Source organism: Variovorax stachyos, from assembly GCF_051400855.1.
Lineage (GTDB): Bacteria > Pseudomonadota > Gammaproteobacteria > Burkholderiales > Burkholderiaceae_C > Variovorax.
Window position 1 is genome coordinate 35,242 of the sequence record NZ_JBLFFN010000026.1, and the last position, 22,299, is coordinate 57,540.

Below are 22,299 nucleotides of genomic sequence, written 5' to 3' on the forward strand. Positions count from 1 at the left end.
GCGCGCGCCTGCGAGGAGTGAAGGAAGCCCATGTCCAGCATCGTCGCCCCCGTTTCGCACCATGAAGCGAAGAGCTTCTGGACCCGCTATGTCTGGAGCCAGGACCACAAGGTGATCGCGGTCCAGTACGCCTGCACCGCCATCGCGGTCGGCGTGATCGGCGTGGTGCTCTCCAACCTGATGCGGCTGCAGCTGGGCTTTCCCGGCGCCTTCGAGTTCATCACCCCCGAGCGCTACTACCAGTACGTCACCATGCACGGGATGATCATGGTGATCTACCTGCTCACCGCGCTCTTCCTCGGCGGCTTCGGCAACTACCTGATCCCGCTGATGGTCGGGGCGCGCGACATGGTGTTCCCGTACCTCAACATGCTGAGCTTCTGGGTGTACCTGCTGTCGGTGCTGGTGCTGATGGCGAGCTTCTTCGTCACCGGCGGGCCCACCGGCGCGGGCTGGACGCTCTATCCGCCGCAGTCCATCCTGCCCGGCACGCCGGGGAACGACGCCGGCATCATCCTCATGCTGGTGTCGCTGCTGATCTTCATCGTCGCCACCACCATGGGCGGCCTCAACTACGTGACGACCGTGCTGCAGGCGCGCTGCGAGGGCATGACGCTGCTGCGCATGCCGCTGTCGGTATGGGGCATCTTCGTGGCCACCATCCTGGCGCTGCTGGGCTTCCCGGCGCTCTTCGTCAGCGGCGTGATGCTGCTGCTGGACCGCGTGGTGGGCACCAGCTTCTTCATGCCGGCGCTGCTGTCGATGGGGCAGGCGACCCAGTACAAGGGCGGCAGCCCGCTGCTGTTCCAGCACCTGTTCTGGTTCTTCGGCCACCCGGAGGTCTACATCGTCGCGCTGCCGGCCTTCGGCCTGGTCTCCGACCTGATCAGCGTCCATGCGCGCAAGCGCATCTTCGGGTATCGCATGATGGTCTGGGCCATCGTGGCCATCGGCGGGCTGAGTTTGGTGGTGTGGGCGCACCACATGTTCGTGGCCGGCATGAACCCGTACTTCGCCTTCTTCTTCGCCACCACCACGCTGATCATCGCGGTGCCCACGGCGATCAAGGTCTACAACTGGCTGCTCACGCTGTGGCGCGGCGACATCCACCTGTCGGTGCCGATGCTGTTCTCGCTGGCCTTCATCTGCACCTTCGCGATCGGCGGGCTCACCGGCCTCTTCCTGGGCAACGTGAGCGTGGACATCCCGCTGTCGGGCACCTACTTCGTGGTCGCGCACTTCCACATGGTGATGGGCGTGGCGCCACTGCTGGTGGTGTTCGGCGGCATCTACCACTGGTATCCGAAGGTGACGGGCCGCATGCTGGACGACCGGCTGGGCCAGCTGCATTTCTGGATCACCTTCATCGGCACCTACCTGATCTATTTCCCGATGCACTACCTCGGCGTGCTGGGCATGCCGCGGCGCTACTACAACTTCGATCTGTACGAGTTCATCCCGCCCTCGGCCTACACCCTCAACGCCTTCATCACGGTGGTGGCGCTGGCGGTCGGCGTGGCGCAGGTGCTGTTCATCTTCAACCTGGCGTGGAGCGTGCGCCATGGCCGGCCGGCGGATGCGAATCCATGGCGTGCGGCCTCGCTCGAATGGCAGACGCCGCAGACGCCGCCTGTGCATGGCAACTGGGGGCCGACGCTGCCGGTGGTGTATCGCGGGGCCTATGCCTACGGGGTGCCGGGGGCGCGGAAGGACTTTATTCCGCAGAATGCGCCGCCGGATGCGGGTGGGGTGGAGGAGGGGGAGGGGTACGGCGGCAAGGGCGGGGGGGCGGCAGCATGATCACCACACGCCCGCGACACGGTGCTGCTGCCCTGCTCCTTCCCCCTCCGGGGGAGGGGTGGGGTGGGGGCACCGGGCCTTTGCCTTTGCATTGCATTTGGTTTGAGTGCGGAGCCGGGAATTCGCCCCGGCGGGCGAGTTACTTTCTTTGTCTCGCCAAAAAAGGTAACCAACAGGGGCATGCGTATGCGTGCGAACGTGAGCACGAGCACGAGCACGTACGTGTGCGCGAGTGTCAGCGCGAGCGAGGACCTGGAGCTCTCGCCAACCTGCACCCCACACAAGGACGCGCCATGGCGCGTTGGAGTTCAAATCCCCTCTGCGCGTGCCGAGGAGCGCAGCTTTTCGCGGATAAAGGGCCGCGCGTGTTTGAGCCGAAGGCGAGTTTGCGCGGACCCCGCGAAAAGCGAGCACCGCAGGTTGCCCGTAGCGAAGCGGAGGGTCACGCGCAGTGGGGTCGCCTTTCTTTGGTTACTTTCTTTGGCGAGACAAAGAAAGTGACTCGCCCGCCGGGGCGAATTCCCGGCTCCGCACTCAACACAACAGCAACGTTCGAAATCAACCGAAACGAGTGCCCCCACCCCAACCCTCCCCCAGAGGGGAAGGGAGCAAGACCGGAGCGGGAGGCTGATCGATGAACACCAGCGCCATCTTCCGCCCCCACCACGCCGCCCGCCACCCGGAACCGCGCGCCGCCGCCCTGTCCGCAAGCATCGGCCTGTGGGTCTTCATCGGCGTCGCCACCATGCTGTTCTCCCTCTTCGCCATCGCCTACGTGATGCGCATGAGCGGCGAAGACGCAGTCGCGATCGCGCTGCCATGGCAGCTGGGCCTCAGCACCGCGCTGCTCGCAGCCAGCAGCATCGCGCTGCAGGCTTCCGCCGCGGCGGCGCGCAGCGTGGCGATGCGCCGCACGCGCCGGCTGCTGCTCGCCGGCGGCCTGTGCGCGGGGGCCTTCCTGCTGGTGCAGCTGTGGGCCTGGTCGGCGCTGCTGTCGGCGCAGGTCATGCCTGCGGGCAATCCGGGCGGCAGCTTCTTCTACCTGCTGACGGCGATGCACGGGTTGCATGCGGCGGGCGGCCTCGCGGCCTGGGCCTGGACGGCGCGCGCCGCCTGGCATCCCGCCGCGGATCTGGTGGGCCTCGGCTGGCGCATCGGCCTGTGCGCGCGCTACTGGCACTTCCTGCTGGCGGTGTGGGTGGCGCTGCTCGCCATGCTGGGCTGGGTGACGCCCGAAGTGGCGCGCTTCATCTGCGGCACCGCGTGACCGAGGAGCTCATGCGATGAACACCGCCGCCGTCCCCCCGATCGCGTCCCCCATCCTGGCGCCGGCCACCGCCGTGAGCGGCTGGCGCGGGCTGATCGCCGACTGGTCCTCGGACCGCGAGGCTTTCCACGTCTCGTGGGGCAAGGCGATGATGTGGATCTTCCTGCTGAGCGACACCTTCATCTTCAGCTGCTTCCTCGTCGGCTACATGACGGTGCGGGTCTCCACCACCGTGCCCTGGCCGAACCCCAGCGAGGTGTTCGCGCTGCACGTGGCCGGCACCGACGTGCCGCTGCTGCTGATCGCGATCATGACCTTCGTCCTCATCAGCAGCAGCGGGACGATGGCGATGGCGGTCAACTTCGCCTACCGGCGCGACCGAGCCAATGCCGCCGCGCTGGTCCTGGTCACCGCGATGTTCGGCGAGATCTTCGTCGGCATGCAGGCTTTCGAATGGTCCAAGCTGATCATGGAGGACGGCGTGCGGCCCTGGGGCAATCCGATGGGCGCGGCGCAGTTCGGCTCGGCCTTCTTCATGATCACCGGCTTCCACGGGCTGCATGTGTCCTGTGGGGTGGTGTACCTGCTGGTCGTCGCCTTCAAGCTGATCCGCGGCGACTACGAGCGAACGGGCAACTACCAGGTCGTCGAGATCGCCGGGCTCTACTGGCACTTCGTGGACCTGGTGTGGGTGTTCATCTTCGCGCTGTTCTATCTCTGGTGAGGAAGGAGCAAGACCATGGATCCCGGCACCGGCCAGCAGCACCCGATCAGCCTCTACCTCAAGATCTGGGGGCTGCTGTTCGTGCTCAGCGCGCTCTCCTACCTGGTGGACTACCTGCAGCTGCAGGGCTACCTGCGCTGGGGGCTGATCCTGACCTTCATGCTCCTGAAGGCGGGTCTGATCGTCGCGGTCTTCATGCACATGGCCTGGGAGCGGCTGGCACTGGTCTACGCCATCCTGCTGCCGCCGCTGGCGCTGCTGGTGCTGGTCTGGCTGATGGCGGCCGAGGCGGGGCACACCTTGCTCACGCGGCTGCTCTTCTTCAACTGAGGACTCCCCAGATCCACCGTGCGGGGGATTCCTCCGCGCCCACGGCGCCCTACAGTCGAACTGCACGCGATCGTGCGTGCACCCGAAGGGAGTCAACATGACAACATCGCAACTGATGCTCGGCGCCGCTGCGGCCGCGCTGGCCCTGATGGCGGCTTTGCCATCGCCCGCGCCCGCGCAGGCGCACGTCCCGGACCGGCGTCACCTGACCTCGGTCAGCGTCGAGGCGCTGCAGCGCACCTACCTCGAATGCGACCGGGTCGCGACCCACACCTTGCTCGACCTCGGCAGCGCCGCGCATTGCTCGATGGTCGGGGAGGAGCTCAAGCACCGCGTCTTCGGCGGCGACTTCGAGCGGCTGATCGCATGGTGGCGTGCGAACAAGTGGGGTGGCGCGGAGGCGGTCTCGGACTCGCAGTTGCTGGATCGCGGGGCGGACGTTCGCTAGCCCTGCGCTGCGTGCTGGCGCCAGAGTCGGGAGCGGACATCCGCTTTCGACCGCCCGCGTTCTGACGACAATGGCCGGCAAACACCACCCATGAACCCGGTCATCTCGTCGATGCTCAAGCTCGCCCTGGCCTGCACGATCGGACTGGCCGGCGTCACCATGTTCCAGGACCGACTGCTCTACTTTCCCGCGCCGGCCACGGTGGCCGAAATGGCCACGGGCGGGCTGCAGGCCTGGCCCTCGGTGGAGGACTTTCGCGGCCTGGTGGCGGAACCGGGGGCTGGTGCCCGCGGCACCGTCGTCGTCTTCCATGGCAACGCGGGGCATGCCGGTCACCGCGCCTTCTACGCCAGGGCGCTCGTGGGGCTGGGCTTCCGGGTGCTGCTGGCCGAGTACCCGGGCTACGGCCCGCGCGGCGGGGACGTGGGCGAGCGCAGCCTGGTCGAAGACGCGCGGCAGACCGTGGCGCTGGCTCACCGTGCCTACGGCCCGCCGCTGATCGTCATCGGTGAATCGCTGGGCGCCGGCGTCGCGGCGGCGGCGCTTGCGCAGCAGCGCGAGCAGGTCGCCGGACTGATGCTGATCACGCCCTGGGACCGGCTCGCGCACGTCGGCGCCTACCACTACCCGTGGCTGCCCGTGAGCTGGCTGCTGCGCGACCGCTACGACAGCGTCGCCCACCTCGCCGCCTTCGGCCGTCCCGTGCTGGTAGTGGTCGCGGGCCGCGATCGCGTCGTGCCCTCGCGCATGGGCGTCGCGCTCCACGACGCGCTGGGCCCGCCCAAGCGGCTGGTGACGATCGAGGAGGCCGGCCACAACGACTGGCCCGGGCAGGTCGATGCACGCTGGTGGCAGGCCGCGATGGATTTCCTGCTGGGCAAGGCCCCACCCTGAGCCTCGCCCTGCGCCTGCAGCGTCCATTGCGTCAGCGCGGCGATCAGGCACCACAGCAGCGGGATCGGCCACAACAGCACCGCGAGCACCCGCGCCCCGCGCGCCTGCGGCGGCACGCGCAGGAGCAGCAGCAGGCCCAGCGTGCCGATCGCCGTCGGGTCGGGCACCATTCCGAACAGCCCGGCTTCGCGCAAGGGCCGGCCGAGCAGCCCGGGGCCGAGCCACGGCTGCACCAGAACCGCGAAACACAGCAGCGCGAGGCCGAGCACGTCCCGCGCGCCGCGCGGTGTTCGCAGTTCGACCCTGGCCCCCGCGGCGCACAGCAGCAGCAGCCCTTCAATGCCGAAAGCGACCCCGAACCAGGTCGCCGCCCAGTTGATGGCGGCGTAGCGCTGCAGGTGGAAGGCCCAGGCCACCCAGAGCCAGCAGGCTGCGAGCATGGCGCAGCAGGTGCGCGCCCCGGGGCCGGGGCGCGCCTTCAGCACGAGGAGCACCAGCGCCAGCCCGAGCGCCATGGCGAAGAACTGCGCCGGCCACACCTCCGCGTTGTAGAGCTCGAAGAGCCGGTGCCAGGTGCGTGCGGAGAACAGCAGGAAGTCCGAAGGCCGGTAGCTCCACCATTCCGACATCGCGCGCGCTCACAACGCCTGCACGTGTGCCGCCATGCGCTGGCGCATCGGCGCGTCCGGCATCGGGCCGAGCAAAGCGCCCATGTTCTGCTGCACGTGCGCCACGCTGCGGGTCGCCGGGATCGCGCAGGTCAGCGCCGGGTGCGAAATGATGAACTTCAGCGCGAACTGTGCCCAGCTGTCGCAGCCGATCTCGTCGGCCCAGGGCGGCAATGGATGGCGCTGCAGGGCGCGCAGCAGCGCGCCTTCGCGGAAGGGCCGGTTCGCGATCACGGCGATGCGGCGCTCGCGCGCCAGCGGCAGGATGCGCGATTCCACTTCGCGGTCGAGCAGGTTGTAGCTGACCTGGACGAAGTCGATCGGCTGGCTGGCCATGATCGACTCGATCTCGCGGTGCCGGCGCCCTTCTGAGGTGGTGATGCCCACGTAGCGCAGCTGCCCGGCCGATTTCATCGCGAACAGCGTGGGCAGGTGCGCCTCCCAGGCGAGCAGGTTGTGCACCTGCAGCAGGTCGAAACGCGGCACCCGCCAGAGCCGCCGCGACTCCTCGATCTGCCCGGGCCCGCGCGCCCCGGCGCCGATCCAGACCTTGTCTGCCGCGAACACGCCTGCCGTGCGGTTGATGCGCGACAACCCCTCGCCGATGACCGACTGCGAGGAGCCGTACATCGGCGACGAATCGATCATGCGGCCGCCGGCGTCGAAGAAGGCGCGCATCACCTCCGCGCAGCCCTCGCGCGCGGCCCGGTCGTTGCCGACGTTGAAGGTGATCCAGCTGCCCAGGCCGATGGCAGGCACCAGCTCGCCGGTGGAAGGAATCGCGCGCGTGGCCGGGCCACGCGGGCGCGCCTGGGCGTGCCCGCCGGAGGGGCCGAGGAGGGGCGGGAGGCCTGCCGCGAGCGTGCACAGGAACTCGCGGCGGCTCGGTGCGATTCGCAGACCTGCAGCCATGCTTGTGTGTCCTTGGAGGCTTGCATGTTCTCAAGGACGCGCCGCCGCTGCAAGCCCGTACAGCAGCAGCGCGGCCAGCACCACCGCGGTGAATCCCAGGTGGATCGCCAGCAGCGTCGCGAGCACCGCCGCGATCACCGAGGCGCAGCCATTGATGCCCCAGGCCCACGGGATGAGCCGGGCATCGATCGCTTCCACCCGCGCCAGGCCCAGCGGGAAGGGCATGCCCATGAAGAAGGCCAGCGGCGCAATGAGCGCGGCAGACAGCGCGATCCGCGCCCCATCCGGCCAGCCCATCGCATGCCGCAGCAGCAGCGGCAGCAACAGCAGGCACAGCGCCGCCGATGCCGCGATGGCCGCCGCCACCGCCTTCATCGGCGGCCGGCGCGCGGCCACGCGGCTGCCGATGCCTGCGAACAGCAGGAAGGCGAACAGCACCACTGCGACCGCATACAGCGGATGGCCCAGGAACAGCACGAACTTCTGGATGAACGCGATCTCGATGAACATGAAGCCGAAGCCGATCGCCAGGAAGTACAGCAGCACGCGGCCGCGTGCGCCGCGCGGCGCCGCAAGCGCGCCTTGCCGGCGCACCCAGGCAATGGGCAGGCCGATCAGCAGCAGGCTTGCCAGCGTCGCCTGCACCAGCGTCGCGGCCAGCACCGGGTAGCCCCACTCGAGCAGCGGCAGGCCGCCGCGGCCCCGGGAGGCCAGCAGCTCGGGCAGCGAGCGCCATTTGAAGAAGTGGAAGAAGTGCGGCCTGTCATCGGTGGCCGGGGCGATGTTGAACTTGTAGTCGCGCAGGAAGGCTTCGCGCCCGGGGCCCAGCAGCGCGCTCGCGCCCTCGAAGAGGTCCGGGCGCTCCACCACGTTGTAGCGGTTTGCTTCCTCGGGCCGCATGCCGGGGTAGTAGCCGCGGTCGAAGGAGCGCGATTGGCAAAAGGCCCGGATGGCCGCGATGTCCGCCGCGTCGAAAGCGCCGTTCCTGACCAGCAGCGTGGTGGTCTTCCAGCTGCGGATCAGCACCAGCCGCGACGCTGCGTCGGTGGCGCCGGAGCGCTCCAGCGCCGCAGTCGCCGCCGCGAACAGCTTGAAGGTGTCGCGCGGCGGCAGCGTGACCCAGCGCGTGACCGCCAGCAGCCCGCCGGGCCGCAGGCGGCGCAGTGCTTCCTGCAGCGCCTCCACCGTGTAGAGGTAGTTCTCCGACAAGGCATGGAGGCCGGCCGAGGAGGCGCTGAAGCCGTCGAGCAGCGCGACCTGGATCAGGTCGTAGCGCGTGTCGCCGCTGGCCAGGAAGGCACGCGCCTCGGCCACGTGCACCTGCGCGATCTTCGAATAGATGCCGCCCGTTTCCTGCGCGAAGCGCTCACGCACCAACGCGACGACCTGCGCATTGAGTTCCACCGCATCGATGCGGCTCGCGCCGTGATAGTGCGCCTGCAGCACGTCGGCGCCTGCCCCGGCGCCCAGCACCAGCACCTGCGGGCGCCGCAGCAGGTGGTAGGGCAGCGCCGAGCTGACCTGGTCGAGGTGCGCCAGGCTCTCGCGCCGGCCATCGAAGCGCGTCATCGCGTTCAGGCCCTCGCCGTCGGTGAACACGCCCCACTGCGGCGGCGGCTCGGTCGTCGCGTTGAGGCTCAGGCCCGGCGCATGGCGCAGCGGGATGCGCGGGCTCTCCACCACGCTGACCAGGCCCAGCGGGCTGGATCGCTCCAGCAGCACGCGGGCGCCGGGGATGCGCAACGTCTGCGGGAGCTCCTTGTAGGGCGACATGGTCGGTGTGAGCCAGGCCGCGGGCATCAGCATCGTGAGGCCCGCCCCGGCCAACAGCAGCAGCACCGGCCAGCGGCTCACTGGAATGCCTTCGCCTTCGGCTGCGGTCCTATTCGCCTTCGGAGCGGCCGTGCGGCTCATGCCGCGGCACTCCACCCAGGCCGTGGCGGCAGCCAGCCAGCCGAGCGCGCCGATCAGCTTCAACGCGGCCTGCGGCGGCAGCACGAACAGCAGCCCCACCACGCCCAGGCTGCCCACGCCCGCGCCGAGGATGTCGAAGCTGTAGATGCGCGGCTGCATGCCGCGAAAGCGCGCGAGCGCCAGGCACACGCAGGCGCCCGCGCACAGGAAGGGCAGCAGGAGCAGCAGGTAGAGCGCCAGCAGCCAGGCGGGCTGCCGCGGGTCCCACAGGATCTCCAGCGGATTGAAGGGCACCTGCTGGGCGAGCAGGAAGCAGCCCGCGGCCGTGAGCCCGAAGGCCGCCGCCGCGGCGCAGAAGAGGAGGACGAAGTGCCGCTCGACGGCGCGCGGCACCAGCGTCAGCAGCGCGCCGCTCGCGCCGTAGCCGAGCAGCGCCAGGCTGATGATCATGTAGGCGAAGTGGTGCCACAGGCTGATCGAGAACAGCCGCATCAGCAGGATCTCGTAGGCCAGCGCGGCGCCCGAGATCAGCGCCACGGCAATGACCGGAGCGCCACGCGAAGCCATGGGTGTCCTAGCGTCCGCCGCCTGTCAGGGGCACGAAGGCCACGGGCAGGATCTGCCGCGTCGAGACCGTGCCGTCCGTATTCTTCTCGACCAGCATCAGCTGCTGGACCAGGAAGGCCGCGCCCACCGGGATCACCATGCGCCCGCCGGGCTTGAGCTGGCGGATCAGCGGCGGGGGGATGTGGCTGGCCGCGGCGGTGACCAGGATGGCGTCGTAGGGCGCGTGTTCTTCCCAGCCGTGGTAGCCGTCGCCCAGGCGCACCGTGACATTGCGATGGCCCTGCGCCTGCAGCCGCTCGCGCGCCGCAAGGCCGAGCGGCTCGATGATCTCGATGCTGTAGACCGCGCGCACCAGCCGCGCCATCACCGCCGCCTGGTAGCCCGAGCCGGTGCCGACCTCGAGCACCTTGTGATCGGGCTGCGGCTGCGCAAGCTCGGTCATCAGCGCGACGATGTAGGGTTGCGAGATGGTCTGGCCGTGGCCGATGGGCAGCGGCCGGTTCTGGTAGGCGGAGGGGCGCTGGTCCTCGGGGACGAAGGCGTGGCGCGGCACTTGGCGCATGGCCGTCATCACGCGCTCGGAGAGCGCCGGCCGGCCGGTCGTGCTGCCGGTCTCCCGCATCTGGGCGGCGACGGCCTGCACCAGGCGCTGGCGTTCGTCGGCGCGCTCGTCGGAGGCAGCAACCGGCGCCGCGGCCAAGGCGCCGACGAGGAAGGCAGCGAGGCGGGCGGCACAGGTGGACATCGGCGTTGGTTCGACGGCGGGGCGGGCGCCGCCGGCAAGCTCGAATGGCCCCCATCATGGACGCGCCGGCGCATGCAGTCCAGCATTCCGGCCCGTATGGGTAGGCATTTAGTCATGCCTGGCGAAGATCAAGACGGGCGTTCTGTCCTCCTCGAAAAGGGACTCAACGCTCATGTCTATGTCTGCCTGCACGCCTAAATTCGGACCCGGCAAGCCCGCCATCCGAAGTGACCCGGCGGGACTGTCGATGAAAAAGCAACTCAGGAGTGATGTATGCGATGTGTTGTCTCGGGATCGGGCGCGATCCGCTGTGCATTGGATTCCCATTCGAGCAGGCCGGAGTTCTACCCATGACCCCCAGCGCAGAGTTCAGGACTTCCGCTGCGTGGCGCGCAGCATTTCGGGAAGAGTGGCTCCGCCTGACCGAGGGCCGCGCTGATCTGGGCGAGCTCGAAGGTTGGGCAATCGAACTCTACCCAACGCATTGGCGCCGCCATCCAGCAGAGGTGGCCGGCGAGGAGTGGCATGGGTCAACGGCGGCTGTTCAAGCGCGCCGCGCGGTCAGGCGGCAACCACGCATGCAGACCTTCCCACAGTGGCTTGGCTTCAGTGCGCCTTCTCGCCAGGCGCTTGCGACGGTAGATCTCCGCGATGCGACGCAGCGCCTCTGGTGCGCCCGAACGCTTGCCCGGGTCCAGCACCTGTTCGTCAAACTTGCGTCTCGCGTGTGCGGTGTCCGGAGCACGACACATGGCGCACGCGATGCGCAAGTTCTGCGCCCGGAAGCTGAAGCCCCTTTCGCTCGCGCAGAGCGGCGCCCGGGCGCCCTGCAGCACATTGTCGGGATCGCGTCTCGTCCGCGGCCTGCCTCTGCGACTGATCGCACGCCGGACACCCACCTGACAGTTTCCCCATCAAGGCCGCAGCCCTTGCATCAATTCCGCCACTGACGCCAACCCGCTCGCGAAGCGCGGCGCCAGAAACGCCCCCAGCTGCGGCATCAGCAACTGCAGCATCCCCATCCCGGCCAGCAGCGTCAGCGGAAAGCCCACCGCGAAGATGCTGAACTGCGGCGAGGCGCGGTTCAGGATGCCCATCGCCAGGTTCAGCGTCAGCAGCGCCGTGACCAGGGGCAGCGCCAGCATGAGGCCGGTCGCGAAGATCTGCGCGCCGCCGTGCACCAGCAGCAGCCAGCCTTGCGCGGCCAGCGGCGCGTCGGCGATCGGCAGGACCTGGAAGCTGTCGGCCAGCGCCGCCACCAGCAGCAGGTGCCCATCCAGCGCAAGGAAGATCAGGATCGCCAGCATGTGCAGCAGGCGCGCCACCACCATGGTCGCGCCGCCGCTCGTCGGGTCGAAGAAGGAGGCGAAGGACAGGCCCATCTGCAGGCCCACGTACTCGCCCGCGGCCAGCACGGCGGCAAACAACATGCGCATGGTGAAGCCGATGGCCGCGCCGATCAGCACCTGCTGGATCAGGATCCACACCCCGCCGATCGAGACCACCGGCACCTGGGGCATCGCCGGCAGCGCGGGCGCCAGCGCGATGGCGAGCAGCGCCGCGATCGCGACCTTGAGCTGCCGCGGCACATTGGGCTCGCCGAAGATCGGCGCCGTGCCGACCAGCGCCAGCATGCGCACGAAGGGCCAGAGGAAGGCCACCATCCAGGCGTTCAGCTCCGCCGAGGTGACGGAAAGGACACCGGCGCCCATGGGGCTAAGCAACGAGTTGCGGGATGCTCGAGAACAGCGCGCGGATGTAGTCGAGCATCTGGCCCAGCATCCACGGCCCGGCGATCACCAGCACCGCGAACACGGCCAGCAGCTTGGGGATGAAGGACAGCGTGGCCTCGTTGATCTGCGTGGCGGCCTGGAAGATGCTGATGACCAGGCCCACCACCAGCGCCACCAGCAGCAGTGGCGCGCCGAGCAGCAGCGAGACGTGGATGGCCTGGCTGCCGATGGACATGACCGATTCGGGTGTCATTCCGGGATCCCTATACGAAGAAGCTTTGGGCCAGCGCGCCGATGAGCAGCTGCCAGCCGTCGGCCATGACGAAGAGCATCAGCTTGAAGGGCAGGGCGATGGAGGCGGGCGGCACCATCATCATCCCCATCGACATGAGCACGCTGGCCACCACCAGGTCGATGATCAGGAAGGGGATGAAGATGGTGAAGCCGATCTGGAAGGCGGTCTTCAGCTCGCTGATGACGAAGGAGGGCAGCAGGATGCGCAGCGGCACGTCCTCCGGCCCTTCCATCGCCGGCACCTTGGCCAGCTTGGCGAAGAGCGCAAGGTCGTTCTCGCGCGTCTGCTTGAGCATGAAGGTCTTGAAGGGGGCGATGCCGCGCTCGAGCGCGCGCTCGGTGCTGATCTTGTTCTCCGACAGCGGCTTGTAGGCCTCGTCGTAGACCTTGTCGAACACCGGCGCCATCACGAAGAAGGTGAGGAAGAGCGACAGGCCCACCAGGATCTGGTTGGGCGGCGAAGACTGCGTGCCCAGCGCCGTGCGCAGCAGGCCCAGCACGATCAGGATGCGGGTGAAGCTGGTCATCGACAGCAGCAGCGCCGGCAGGAAGCTCAACGAGGTCAGCAGCACCAGCGTCTGCACGCTGAGAGACCAGGTCTGGCTGCCGCCCGGGCCGGGCGTGCTGGTGAGCCCCGGCAGGCCTTGCGCGAAGGCAAGCGCCGGCAGGGTCAGCGCGAGCAGCAGGCCTGCATGGCGCAGGTGGCGAAGAGGAAGGCGTCGCATCAGGCGCCCGGCTTCGGCTGGATGCCCAGCGATTCGCGCAGCTTCTGTGCGAACAGGTCCACCGCCTTCGCGCCGACGCCGCTGCCGCCGTGCGCCGCAGGCGGCGCCGATGCGGCGGGCAGAGCTTGCGCGGGCAGCGAATGCAGCGCGTTGACCTGGCTCGCGGTCACGCCCAGCACCAGCCAGGTCTCGCCCACCTCGACCACCACCACGCGCTCGCGCTGGCCGACCATCGCGCTGCCCACCACCTTGACGAGGGCGCTGCCGCCGAAGCGCGGCAGGCCGAAGCGGCGCGCCAGCCAGGCGCACAGGAAGATCAGGCCCAGCACCAGCACCATGCCGAGGCCGGCCTGTAGCAGGCCGGAGGCACCCACGGCCGGCGCTGCCTCGGCGGCGGGAGCGGGCACCGTGGGCAGGGCCGCATGCGCGCAGAGCGTGACCGCGCAGGCGGCCAGCACGGCGGCGCCGCGCACGAGATACGCGGGCAGCTTCATGAGCGGCTGAGCTTCTGCATGCGCTCGGAAGGCGTGACGATGTCGGTCAGGCGAATGCCGTACTTGTCGTTCACCACCACCACCTCGCCCTGCGCGATCAGGTAGCCGTTGATCAGCACGTCCAGCGGCTGGCCGGCCAGTCCGTCGAGTTCCACCACCGAGCCCTGCGACAGCTGCAGCAGGTTCTTGATGGTGATGCGCGTGCGGCCGATCTCGGCCATCAGCTGCACCGGCACGTCGAGGATGCGCTCGATGTCCACCGTGCCGGCAGCGCTGGCCGCGGTGTTCTGCAGCGGCTGGAAGACCTGGGCGCCGGCCGGTGCCGCGGCCGCGGCGGGGGCGCTCGCCGGCTGGGGCGCCGGGGCGGAGGCCGCGGTCTGCTCGGCCAGGGCGCTGGCCCAGTCGTCCATGTCGCCGCCGGAGGAAGTGTTGTCAGTCATGGTCGCTCTTCGGATCGGTGTCTTGGTGGGAGATCATCTGTTGCACGCGCAGCGCGTAGCGTTCGTTGGAGACGCCGTAGCCGCACTCCATCACGGGTACGCCGTCGACGCGCGCGAGCACGGTTTCGGGCAGCTCGATCGGCAGCACGTCGCCGACCTGCAGGCGCATCAGCTCGCCGATGGTGGTGTCGATGGTCACGAAGTCGGCGGTGAGCGCCACGTCGGCGCTCTGCATCTGCTGGCTCATCTGCTTGACCCAGCGCTTGTCGACTTCGATCTCGTCCTGCACCGGGTTGGACAGCAGGTCGCGGATCGGCTCGATCATCGAATAGGGGATGCACACGTGCAGGAAGCCGCCCACCGGGCCGAACTCGATCTGCAGCGTGGTGGTGACCACCACCTCGTTGGGCGCCACGATGTTGGCCAGCTTGCCGTGCATCTCGGCGCGGATGTAGTCGAAGGCCAGCGGGAACACCGGCTGCCAGGCATCGCCATAGCACTGCAGGCTGAGGTTGAGCAGGCGCTTGATGATGCGCTGCTCGGTCCGCGTGAAGTCGCGGCCCTCCACGCGCACGTGGTAGCGCCCGTCGCTGCCGAACAGGTTGTCCACCACCAGGAACACCAGCTTCGGATCGAACACGAACAGCGCCGTGCCGCGCAGCGGCTTCAGGTGCAGCATGTTGATGTTGGTCGGCACCGGCAGGTGGCGCACGAATTCGCCGTACTGCTGGATCTGCACCGGGCCGACCGAGACGTCGGGGCTGCGGCGCATGAAGTTCAGCAATGCGCCGCGCAGGTTGCGCGCAAAGCGCTCGTTGATGACCTCCAGCGTGTGCATGCGGCCGCGCACCACGCGGTCGGGCGCGCCGAGGTCGTAGAGCGGCAGGCCGTCGGCCTCGGGCTCGGGCGCGCGGCGCTGGTCGACGGCGCCGCCGGTGACGCCCGACAGCAGCGCATCGACCTCGTCCTGCGAGAGCACCTGTTCATAGGCCATGGGTCGTGTGTCCGAATCTAGGGCTGATCACTGCACCACGAAGGTGTTGAAGGAGACGCCCGCGATCGCCTGCGGCTGCGCCTCGGGAGAAAGCGGCCGGTTGAGCTCGGTGCGGATCTCCTCGGCCAGCCTGGCCTTGTCCTGCGTGGACAGCAGCGTCTCGGGCTGGCGGTTCGACAGCAGAAGCAGCAGGCGGCTGCGCAGCTCGGGCATGAACTCGAGCAGCTGCGCCTTGGCCTGCTCGTCGTTCACCTTGAGCGCCATGCCGATGTGCAGGAAGCGGCTGCGGCCCTCGGACTGCACGTTGACGGTGAGCGGCTCGAGGGTCACGAAGATCGGCTTGGGCATCGCCTTGGGGGCCGCGGCGGCCGGCGCTTCCTGTGCGAACAGGCTGCTGCGGCTCAGGGCATAGCCGCCGCCGGCCAGCGCGGCGATGCTGGCGAGGGCCAGCAGCCCGATCAACAGCTTCGAGGAGCGCGGCGCCGCGGCGGTGGGGAGAGAGGGACTGGTGGCCATGGAAGCAATGTTTGGGTGGTCTTTATTCTTGGTTGGGACGCGACGAAACGAAGCCCCGATCAAGCGGGGGAAAGGGCCTCAGATCGCGGGTTTCGTCGTTCAGGCGAAGGTGTCGATGCCGGCGGTGCGCGACGGTGCGTTCGCGCGTGCGGCCAGCGGCGCGGCTGCCGGCTCGCTGCGTGCCGCGCCCGGGTAGCTCGCGCCGTTCGAGGATGCGTTCTGGCGCTGCTCCTGCTGCTGGCCGAAGCCGCCCGCGCCGGCCCAGGGGCGCGACTCGGAGCCGACCGAGGTCTGGCCCAGGCTGATGCCCTGCTCGGCCAGGGTGCTGCGCAGCTGCGGCAGCGCTGCCTCGACCGCCTTGCGCACCGACTCGTGCGCGGAGACGAACATGGCCTGGGCCTGGTTGTCGCCGACGCTGAGGGTGATCTTCAGCGGGCCGAGGCCGGCCGGGTTGAGGTTGAGCTCGGCCACCTGCTGGCCACCGGCCGTCATGCGCAGCATCTGGTGGCCCAGCGCAGGCGCCCACTCGGCGCTGCCGACGGGCGGGGCGAGGGTCTGGGCGGGTGCAGGGCTGGCCGCGGGCTGCGCGCGGTCCAGCGCGGGTTGCATCGGGGAGGCCGATGCGAGCATGGCCGGGGGCGCCACGGGCGCGGCGGCGGTTTCGGTGTCTGCCGCGGCGGCTGCGAGGAAGGCGGCGGGTTGCACTGCGGCGGAGCCGGCATCTCCCGCGGCGAGCGAGGCCGTGGGCGCGGCCTTCGCATCGGTGGCGGCTGGAGCGTTCGCGGTTCCGGTGGCTGCCGGCGTCTTCGCGGTCGGCAGGGCGTTGGCCAGCGGGATCGCCGGTGCAGCGGCCGTGGCCGGCAGCGCGACGGCATCGCCGTTCGCGGCCGTCGTCGCCGGCGCGCCCGGCAGTGCGAAGCTTTTGTCGGCCGCCGGGGTGGAGGTGCCTGCGATCGTGGTCGTGTCCGCGGCGGGACCGGTCGCCGGTGCCTTGGCGTCCTGGTGCGCGCCTTGGCCCGCGGCGGGCGCCGCATCGGAGGTGGGCGTCGATGCGGCGGCGGCCGTTGCGGCGAGCGATGCCTCCTGCGGCAGCGCCGTGCCTCCCGCGGGCAGCGCCGTGCCGCCCGTGCCCTTGCCCGCGCCGACCGCCGCGGTGGGCGCCGGTGCCGTGGCCAGGACCTGCGGCGCGAACAGCGCGATGGTCAGCAGCTCGGAGCCCGGTTCGTCCTTCCGCCCCATGGGGCGGTTCGGCTTCTGCGGCGTGGCCGCGGCGTCGGCGTTGGCCGTTTCCGTGCCGTCCTGCGAGCGGCGCGCGCCCGCGCGCGAGCGCTCCAGCACGGCGCCGAAGCTGCCGCGTGCGTCGCCGTCCGCGGCAGGGCGGCCGCGCACGCCCGATGGCGCGGCCGGCTGCGCCGAGCTCGCCGGGAGGGTGGCGGAAGGAATGAAGGTGGGCATGGCGGTTCCTCTAGAAATTCGGATGGGCGGCGCGATCGATGAACTTGCGCGCCGCACGCTCGTCGCTGTCGCGCTGCTCGCGCTTGGCCTGGACGGCGAGCTCCTGGCGGCGCAGGCGATCGGCCAGCGTGTCGAAGGAATTGAGGCGCCGCGCCTGGTGCTGCCAGTCGCCGCGCCCGCGGTCCAGCCGCACCCCGGCCTGCTTGACGATGGCGCGCTGCTGCTCGATCGCGCCGTCCAGCGTGCCCAGGAAGTTGTTGAAGTTGCGCCATTGCGAGGCGGGCAGGCCGTGCGCCATCAGCGACTGCAGCTGGTTGGCGTAGTCCTGGCGGTACTGCAGCAGCAGGTCCAGCTTCTGGTGCGCGCTGACCTGCGCGCTCTGCAGCGCGCCCAGGCGGCGCGCCGCTTCTTCCTTCTGCTTGCGGGCCAGTTCCTGCAGCGTGTCGAGAGGGAGCTTCCTGGACATCGTGTGACTCCGTGGGTGCGGTCTAGTCGAACAAGCCGGCCATGCGCGCCACCGACGCCGCGTAGTCGGTGCGCTCGTCCATGCCCTGCTGGAGAAAGGCCTCCAGCTTGGGATACAGGGCGATCGCCTGGTCCAGCTGCAGGTCGTGGCCGGCGGCGTAGGCGCCGACGCTGATCAGGTCGCGGTTGCGCTGGTAGCGCGACAGCATCTGCTTGAAGCGGCGCACCGCGTCGAACTGCGACGGCGGGATCAACGCCGTCATGGCGCGGCTGATCGAGGCCTCGATGTCGATGGCCGGGTAGTGCCCGGCCTCGGCCAGCGTGCGCGACAGCACCACGTGGCCGTCGAGGATGGCGCGCGCCGAGTCGGCGATCGGGTCCTGCTGGTCGTCGCCCTCGGAGAGCACGGTGTAGAAGGCGGTGATCGAGCCGCCGCGGCCCTGAGCGTCGCGCGCGCCGTTGCCCGCGCGCTCCACCAGCGCCGGCAGCTTGGCGAAGACCGATGGCGGGTAGCCCTTGGTCGCGGGCGGCTCGCCCACCGCCAACGCGATCTCGCGCTGCGCCATCGCGTAGCGGGTGAGCGAATCCATGATCAGCAGCACATCCTTGCCCTGGTCGCGGAAGTACTCGGCCAGGCAGGTCGCATAGGCCGCGCCCTGCAGGCGCAGCAGCGGCGAGTTGTCGGCCGGGGCGGCAACCACCACGGCGCGGGCCAGGCCTTCCTCGCCCAAGGTGTTCTCGATGAAGTCCTTGACCTCGCGGCCGCGCTCGCCGATCAGGCCGACCACGATCACCTCGGCGCTGGTGTAGCGCGCCATCATCCCGAGCAGCACGCTCTTGCCCACGCCGGAGCCGGCGAACAGGCCCATGCGCTGGCCGCGGCCGACGGTGAGCATGGCGTTGATGGCGCGCACGCCGGTGTCCAGCACCGAGTCGATGGGCGCGCGGGTGAGCGGGTTGATGGGCGGTGTCGACAGCGGCACCTTGCGCGCGATATCCAGCGGGCCCAGGCCGTCGAGTGGGCGGCCGACGGCATCGACCACGCGCCCGAGCATGCCCTCGCCGACCGGGAGGCGCTTTCCATGGGCCTCGTCGCCGGCCGTGGCCGATCCCGGACGCGCGAACACGCGTGCGCCGGGGATGAGGCCGGCCACTTCGCTCTGCGGCATCAGGAACAGGCGGTCGCCGGCGAAGCCGACCACTTCGGCCTCGGCATGGCGCTGCGGATAGCCCTGCGGCAGCTCGATCAGGCAGTCGCTGCCCACGGGCAGCTGCAGGCCGACGGCCTCCAGCACCAGCCCGACGGCCCGCGTGAGGCGGCCGGAGTGGGTGACGGTGGCGGGGATGCGATTGACGTCGACGCGCGCCTGATTCAGCGTGCCGATCCAGGACTGCAGATGCGGGTTGGCCTGGGCCGTCATGATGCGTCGACGTCGCGGTTGAGTGCGGCTGTCACATGCTTCCAGCGGGTCTCGAGGCTGGCATCCATCTCGCCGCTGGCGGACTGCACGCGGCAGCCGCCGCGTGCCAGCGTGTCGTCGGGGCGCACCTGCCAGCCGGCGATCTGCAGCTCGTTGCCCAGGCTGTTCTTCACCAGCGCCACGTCGTCGGGATGCAGCAGCAGGCGCGGCTCGCCTTGCAGCGCGGGCTCGGCATGCAGCAGGTCCTGCACCAGCGGCAGCACCCATTCGGGCTCGGCGCGCAGCGTGCGGTGCACCACCTGCCGCGCCACGTCGAGCGCCAGCGTGAGGATGGCGTCGGCCAGTTCGCGCTCGGCGTGGCGCAGCGCGGCCGGCAGCGCGGCGGCCAGGGCGCGCAGCTGCTCGGCATGGGCGCTGGCGGCGGCAAGACCCGTGGCCAGCCCTTCCGCGTGGCCTTCGGCACGGCCCTTCGCCAGGCCTTCGCGGTGGCCTTCGGCACGGCCCTCGGCGCGCGCCTGCAGGCGCAGGCGGGAGAGCTCGTTGTCGCGCGCCAGGGACTCCGGGTCCACGCGCGGAACGACCAGGGCATGCGCGTTGTCGTGGGCGTTCTCCTCGCTGTCGAGCGTGCCCATTTCCCAGCGCTGCCAGGCGGAGAGGGATGGCTTGGCGGCGGCCTTCGGCGCGGCAACCGGCCGCGCGGGCGCATAGGCCGCCGCGAGGCGTGCGCGCGGCGTGGGTGCCGTGGCTGTTTGCTTAGACGAAGTCATCGGTTCCAGGCGCCGCGATCACGACCTCGCCGGCATCGGCGAGGCGGCGCACCACTTGCAGGATGGCCTTCTGCTCGGCTTCGACCTGCGAGACCCGCACCGGGCCGCGCAGCTCGATGTCCTCGCGCAGCGTCTCGGCGGCGCGCTGCGACATGTTCTTGAGGAACTTGTCGCGCAGCTCCTGCGTGGAGCCCTTGAGCGCGATGATGAGCGACTCGGATTCGATGTCCTTGAGCAGGCGCTGGACGAAGCGGTCCTCCAGGTCCAGCAGGTTCTCGAAGACGAACATCTCGTCGACGATGCGCTGCGCCAGGCCCTCGTCGTGCTCGCGCACGTGGGCGATCGCCTCTTCCTCCTGCGCGGTGCTCATCAGGTTGACGATCTCGGCCGCGGTGCGAACGCCGCCCAGGCGGCTGCGCTTGAGGCCTTCGCCCGAGAGCATCTCGGTCAGCACGTCGGTCAGCTCGGCCAGCGCCGCGGGCTGCACGCCGCCGAAGGTGGCCACGCGCATGATCACGTCGTGCCGCAGGCGCACCGGCAGCTTTTCCAGCACCTCGGAGGCCTTCTTGCGGTCCAGGTGGACCAGCAGCGTGGCGAGGATCTGCGGGTGCTCGTCGCGGATCAGCTCGACCACCTCGCCGGCCTCCAGGTCGTTGAGCCGCTCGATGCCGCCGTGCGGCTCGTCGGGCTGCAGGATGTCCTCGAGCAGGTTGCTGGCGCGGTCGTCGCCCAGCGCCTTGCGCAGTACCGCGCGGATGTAGCTGCCGGAGCCCAGGTGGAGGGCGGAGAGCTGCTCGGTCTCGAGGCGGAATTCCGCGAGCACGGCCGCCAGTTCCTCCTTGGACACCTGGCTCAGCTTGGCCATCGCGGCGCCCAGCGCCTGCACCTCGGTGGTGGGCAGGTGGTGCAGCGTGGCGGCGGCGCGGTCCTCGCCAAGGGACATCAGCAAGATGGCGGCTTTTCGGGTGCCCACTGCGCTCATGGATTCATCCAGTGCTTGATCAAGGTAGCGACGAGCCGCGGGTCCTGCTCGGCGGTCTGCTGTACGTAGTCGAGGTCGGCCTGGCGGCGTTCGGCTTCGCGCTGGAGCATGCCCAGCCGGGTCTCGTCCGCTTCGTCGTCCGGATGGGCGAAGGCGGCCGCGACGGGTGGCGCCTCGAGCACGGCCGCGGCCGGCGGCGCCAGGTGCTTGCGCAGCAGCGGCCGGAACACGGCGAACCAGGCGAACAGCGCGAGCACGCCGATCAGCAGGTACTGGCCGATGCTCTTGGCGAGCTCGATGTTGGCGGGGTCCTTCCAGACAGGCAGCTCGGACTGCTGCTCGTCGTGGCCGTCGCGGGCGAAGGCGCTGTTGAGCACGTTGAGCGAATCGCCGCGCTCCTGGCTGTAGCCCATCGCCTCCTTCACCAGGTTGCGGATCTGGTCGACCTCGGCGGGCGTCAGCGCGCGCGCCTTGCCGTCGGTGCCGGCCACGTGGTTCACCACCACCGCCACGGACAGACGCTTGATCCCGCCGGCGCCCTGCTGCACATGGCGGATGGAGCGGTCGAGCTCGTAGTTGGTGGTCGTGTCCTTGCGCGAGCTGCTCGGGCCGCCCGGGACGGTGCTGGTCGTTGCCGTCGTGGTGGTGGCAGCCGGCGGCGTGGCGCCGTTGGCGGGTGCGTTGGCCGGCCGCGGCGCGACGATCGGCGCACTGGGGCTCGTCGGCGGCTGGTTCGACAGCGCGCCCGGCACGCCGCCCGGGGGCGTGGCACCGAGCTGGTTCGACTCGCTGGACTGCTGGCTGCGCACCGCGGCGTTGCGCGGGTCCTGGTTGGGCGCGAACTTCTCCTCGGTGCGCTCGACCACCGAGAAATCGATGTCGGCCGCGACCTGCGCGCGCACATTGCTCGCGCCGAGGATCGGCTGCAGGATGGCCTCGATGCGGCGGATATAGCCCTGCTCGATCTCCTGCGCGTACTTGAGCTGGCTCACGTCCAGGCCGCGCGCGCCAGCGTTGGCGGCCGACAGCAGGTTGCCGCGCTGGTCCACCACCGTCACGCTCTTGGGGTCCAGCTCCGGCACGCTGCTGGAGATCATGTGGACGATGGCGCTGACCTGGCCCTCGTCGATGCCGCGGCCGCGGTGCAGGCTCAGCACCACGGAGGCGGAAGGCTTCTTCTGCTCGCGCACGAAGAGCGAGGGCTTCGGCAGCGCGAGGTGGACGCGGGCCGATTCGACCGTGCCGATCGACTCGATCGAGCGGGCCAGCTCGCCCTCCAGCCCGCGCTGGTAGTTGACCTGCTCGGCGAACTGGCTGGTGCCGAACTTCTGGTTGTCCATCAGCTCGAAGCCGACCCCGCCGCCCTTGGGCAGGCCCTGGGCCGCGAGCTTGAGGCGCACTTCAGGCACCTTGTCGCCGGCGATCAGGATCGCGCTGCCGCCCTCGGCGAACTTGTAGGGCACGTTCATCTGCGCCAGCGAGGCGATGATCGCGCCGCCGTCGCGGTCCGAGACGTTGGTGTAGAGCACCTTGTAGTCGGGTGCGCGGCTCCACAGCATGAAGGCGGCTGCGGCCGCCACCAGCGCTGCGGCGCCGATGATCAGCGGCAGCTTGGGCTGGGCGCGCAGGCGTTCCAGCAGCGGCGCGCCAGCCACCGCCGGCATCGTGCCCGCTGGCGCTGCCGTGCTGCTCATGCTTGGGCCCCGGCCATGGCGCAAGCCAGGAGGAGCGGGAGAAGTCGTCG

The 22,299-nt window shown here is 69.9% G+C and carries 23 protein-coding genes and 1 pseudogene; 6 read left to right on the forward strand and 18 right to left on the reverse strand.

Features of this window, described 5'->3' with window-relative positions; genetic code table 11:
• Window positions 1-30: 30 nt before the first annotated feature.
• The 6 genes from ACMGEZ_RS27560 to ACMGEZ_RS27585 all read left to right on the forward strand — a co-directional run bounded on the left by ACMGEZ_RS27560 (window position 31) and on the right by ACMGEZ_RS27585 (window position 5,463).
• Window positions 31-1,800, forward strand: coding sequence for a cytochrome c oxidase subunit I (locus ACMGEZ_RS27560; RefSeq protein ID WP_436825466.1), 1,770 nt, complete (start codon window positions 31-33; stop codon window positions 1,798-1,800).
• 634 nt (window positions 1,801-2,434) lie between these two features.
• Window positions 2,435-3,067 carry a cytochrome c oxidase subunit 3 family protein gene (locus ACMGEZ_RS27565; protein WP_436825467.1) on the forward strand — a complete coding sequence of 211 codons (633 nt, stop codon included), beginning with the start codon at window positions 2,435-2,437 and terminating at the stop codon, window positions 3,065-3,067.
• Between the two features lie 16 nt (window positions 3,068-3,083).
• Window positions 3,084-3,791 carry a heme-copper oxidase subunit III family protein gene (locus ACMGEZ_RS27570; RefSeq protein WP_436825468.1) on the forward strand — a complete coding sequence of 236 codons (708 nt, stop codon included), beginning with the start codon at window positions 3,084-3,086 and terminating at the stop codon, window positions 3,789-3,791.
• Window positions 3,792-3,806: 15 nt separating this feature from the next.
• Window positions 3,807-4,121 (forward strand): cytochrome C oxidase subunit IV family protein, encoded by a 315-nt coding sequence (locus ACMGEZ_RS27575; protein WP_436825469.1) that lies wholly within the window; start codon window positions 3,807-3,809, stop codon window positions 4,119-4,121.
• 97 nt (window positions 4,122-4,218) lie between these two features.
• Window positions 4,219-4,569 carry a hypothetical protein gene (locus ACMGEZ_RS27580; RefSeq protein WP_436825470.1) on the forward strand — a complete coding sequence of 117 codons (351 nt, stop codon included), beginning with the start codon at window positions 4,219-4,221 and terminating at the stop codon, window positions 4,567-4,569.
• A 90-nt stretch (window positions 4,570-4,659) separates the two neighbouring features.
• Window positions 4,660-5,463 (forward strand): alpha/beta hydrolase, encoded by an 804-nt coding sequence (locus ACMGEZ_RS27585; protein ID WP_436825471.1) that lies wholly within the window; start codon window positions 4,660-4,662, stop codon window positions 5,461-5,463.
• 35 nt (window positions 5,464-5,498) lie between these two features.
• Here the strand turns inward: ACMGEZ_RS27585 and ACMGEZ_RS27590 are convergent.
• From ACMGEZ_RS27590 to fliF, 18 genes and pseudogenes are all read right to left on the reverse strand, one after another.
• Window positions 5,499-6,092 (reverse strand): annotated as a pseudogene (locus ACMGEZ_RS27590) (DUF6064 family protein); the annotation flags it as partial.
• Window positions 6,093-6,101: 9 nt separating this feature from the next.
• Window positions 6,102-7,043, reverse strand: a complete 942-nt coding sequence (locus tag ACMGEZ_RS27595) for an aldo/keto reductase (protein WP_436825472.1) — start codon at window positions 7,041-7,043, stop codon at window positions 6,102-6,104.
• A 30-nt stretch (window positions 7,044-7,073) separates the two neighbouring features.
• A complete protein-coding gene (locus ACMGEZ_RS27600) occupies window positions 7,074-9,524 on the reverse strand; it encodes a spermine/spermidine synthase domain-containing protein (protein WP_436825473.1) in 2,451 nt (816 codons plus the stop codon).
• 7 nt (window positions 9,525-9,531) lie between these two features.
• Window positions 9,532-10,269, reverse strand: a complete 738-nt coding sequence (locus ACMGEZ_RS27605; RefSeq protein WP_436825474.1) for a protein-L-isoaspartate(D-aspartate) O-methyltransferase — start codon at window positions 10,267-10,269, stop codon at window positions 9,532-9,534.
• Window positions 10,270-10,799: 530 nt separating this feature from the next.
• Window positions 10,800-11,168: an IS66 family transposase gene (locus ACMGEZ_RS29745; RefSeq protein ID WP_496084680.1), complete on the reverse strand. Its 369-nt coding sequence runs from the start codon at window positions 11,166-11,168 to the stop codon at window positions 10,800-10,802.
• 15 nt (window positions 11,169-11,183) lie between these two features.
• Window positions 11,184-11,981 (reverse strand): flagellar biosynthetic protein FliR, encoded by a 798-nt coding sequence (gene fliR, locus ACMGEZ_RS27615; RefSeq protein WP_436825475.1) that lies wholly within the window; start codon window positions 11,979-11,981, stop codon window positions 11,184-11,186.
• A 4-nt stretch (window positions 11,982-11,985) separates the two neighbouring features.
• A complete protein-coding gene (gene fliQ / locus ACMGEZ_RS27620) occupies window positions 11,986-12,255 on the reverse strand; it encodes a flagellar biosynthesis protein FliQ (RefSeq protein ID WP_068677035.1) in 270 nt (89 codons plus the stop codon).
• A 10-nt stretch (window positions 12,256-12,265) separates the two neighbouring features.
• On the reverse strand, window positions 12,266-13,021 hold the full coding sequence (gene fliP / locus ACMGEZ_RS27625; RefSeq protein WP_436825476.1) for a flagellar type III secretion system pore protein FliP: 756 nt from the start codon (window positions 13,019-13,021) through the stop codon (window positions 12,266-12,268).
• Window positions 13,021-13,515, reverse strand: a complete 495-nt coding sequence (fliO, locus tag ACMGEZ_RS27630; RefSeq protein ID WP_436825477.1) for a flagellar biosynthetic protein FliO — start codon at window positions 13,513-13,515, stop codon at window positions 13,021-13,023. Before fliO ends, fliP begins: the two co-directional genes overlap by 1 nt.
• The gene (gene fliN, locus ACMGEZ_RS27635) at window positions 13,512-13,955 is read right to left on the reverse strand and encodes a flagellar motor switch protein FliN (RefSeq protein WP_436825478.1); all 444 of its coding nucleotides are present in this window, start codon (window positions 13,953-13,955) and stop codon (window positions 13,512-13,514) included. The genes fliO and fliN overlap by 4 nt, the downstream gene beginning before the upstream one ends.
• Complete coding sequence (fliM, locus tag ACMGEZ_RS27640) at window positions 13,948-14,949, reverse strand: flagellar motor switch protein FliM (RefSeq protein ID WP_436825479.1); 1,002 nt, start codon at window positions 14,947-14,949, stop codon at window positions 13,948-13,950. Before fliM ends, fliN begins: the two co-directional genes overlap by 8 nt.
• 27 nt (window positions 14,950-14,976) lie before the next feature.
• Window positions 14,977-15,465 carry a flagellar basal body-associated protein FliL gene (fliL, locus tag ACMGEZ_RS27645; protein ID WP_436825480.1) on the reverse strand — a complete coding sequence of 163 codons (489 nt, stop codon included), beginning with the start codon at window positions 15,463-15,465 and terminating at the stop codon, window positions 14,977-14,979.
• Window positions 15,466-15,564: 99 nt separating this feature from the next.
• Window positions 15,565-16,920, reverse strand: a complete 1,356-nt coding sequence (locus tag ACMGEZ_RS27650; RefSeq protein ID WP_436825481.1) for a flagellar hook-length control protein FliK — start codon at window positions 16,918-16,920, stop codon at window positions 15,565-15,567.
• Window positions 16,921-16,930: 10 nt separating this feature from the next.
• Window positions 16,931-17,386 carry a flagellar export protein FliJ gene (fliJ, locus tag ACMGEZ_RS27655; protein ID WP_436825482.1) on the reverse strand — a complete coding sequence of 152 codons (456 nt, stop codon included), beginning with the start codon at window positions 17,384-17,386 and terminating at the stop codon, window positions 16,931-16,933.
• 22 nt (window positions 17,387-17,408) lie between these two features.
• The gene (gene fliI, locus ACMGEZ_RS27660) at window positions 17,409-18,806 is read right to left on the reverse strand and encodes a flagellar protein export ATPase FliI (protein ID WP_436825483.1); all 1,398 of its coding nucleotides are present in this window, start codon (window positions 18,804-18,806) and stop codon (window positions 17,409-17,411) included.
• Window positions 18,803-19,573, reverse strand: a complete 771-nt coding sequence (gene fliH / locus ACMGEZ_RS27665) for a flagellar assembly protein FliH (RefSeq protein WP_436825484.1) — start codon at window positions 19,571-19,573, stop codon at window positions 18,803-18,805. Before fliH ends, fliI begins: the two co-directional genes overlap by 4 nt.
• Entirely contained in the window at window positions 19,560-20,555 is a 996-nt protein-coding gene (gene fliG / locus ACMGEZ_RS27670) for a flagellar motor switch protein FliG (protein WP_436825485.1), read from the reverse strand. The genes fliH and fliG overlap by 14 nt, the downstream gene beginning before the upstream one ends.
• The gene (gene fliF / locus ACMGEZ_RS27675) at window positions 20,552-22,249 is read right to left on the reverse strand and encodes a flagellar basal-body MS-ring/collar protein FliF (RefSeq protein ID WP_436825486.1); all 1,698 of its coding nucleotides are present in this window, start codon (window positions 22,247-22,249) and stop codon (window positions 20,552-20,554) included. Before fliF ends, fliG begins: the two co-directional genes overlap by 4 nt.
• Window positions 22,250-22,299: the final 50 nt, after the last annotated feature.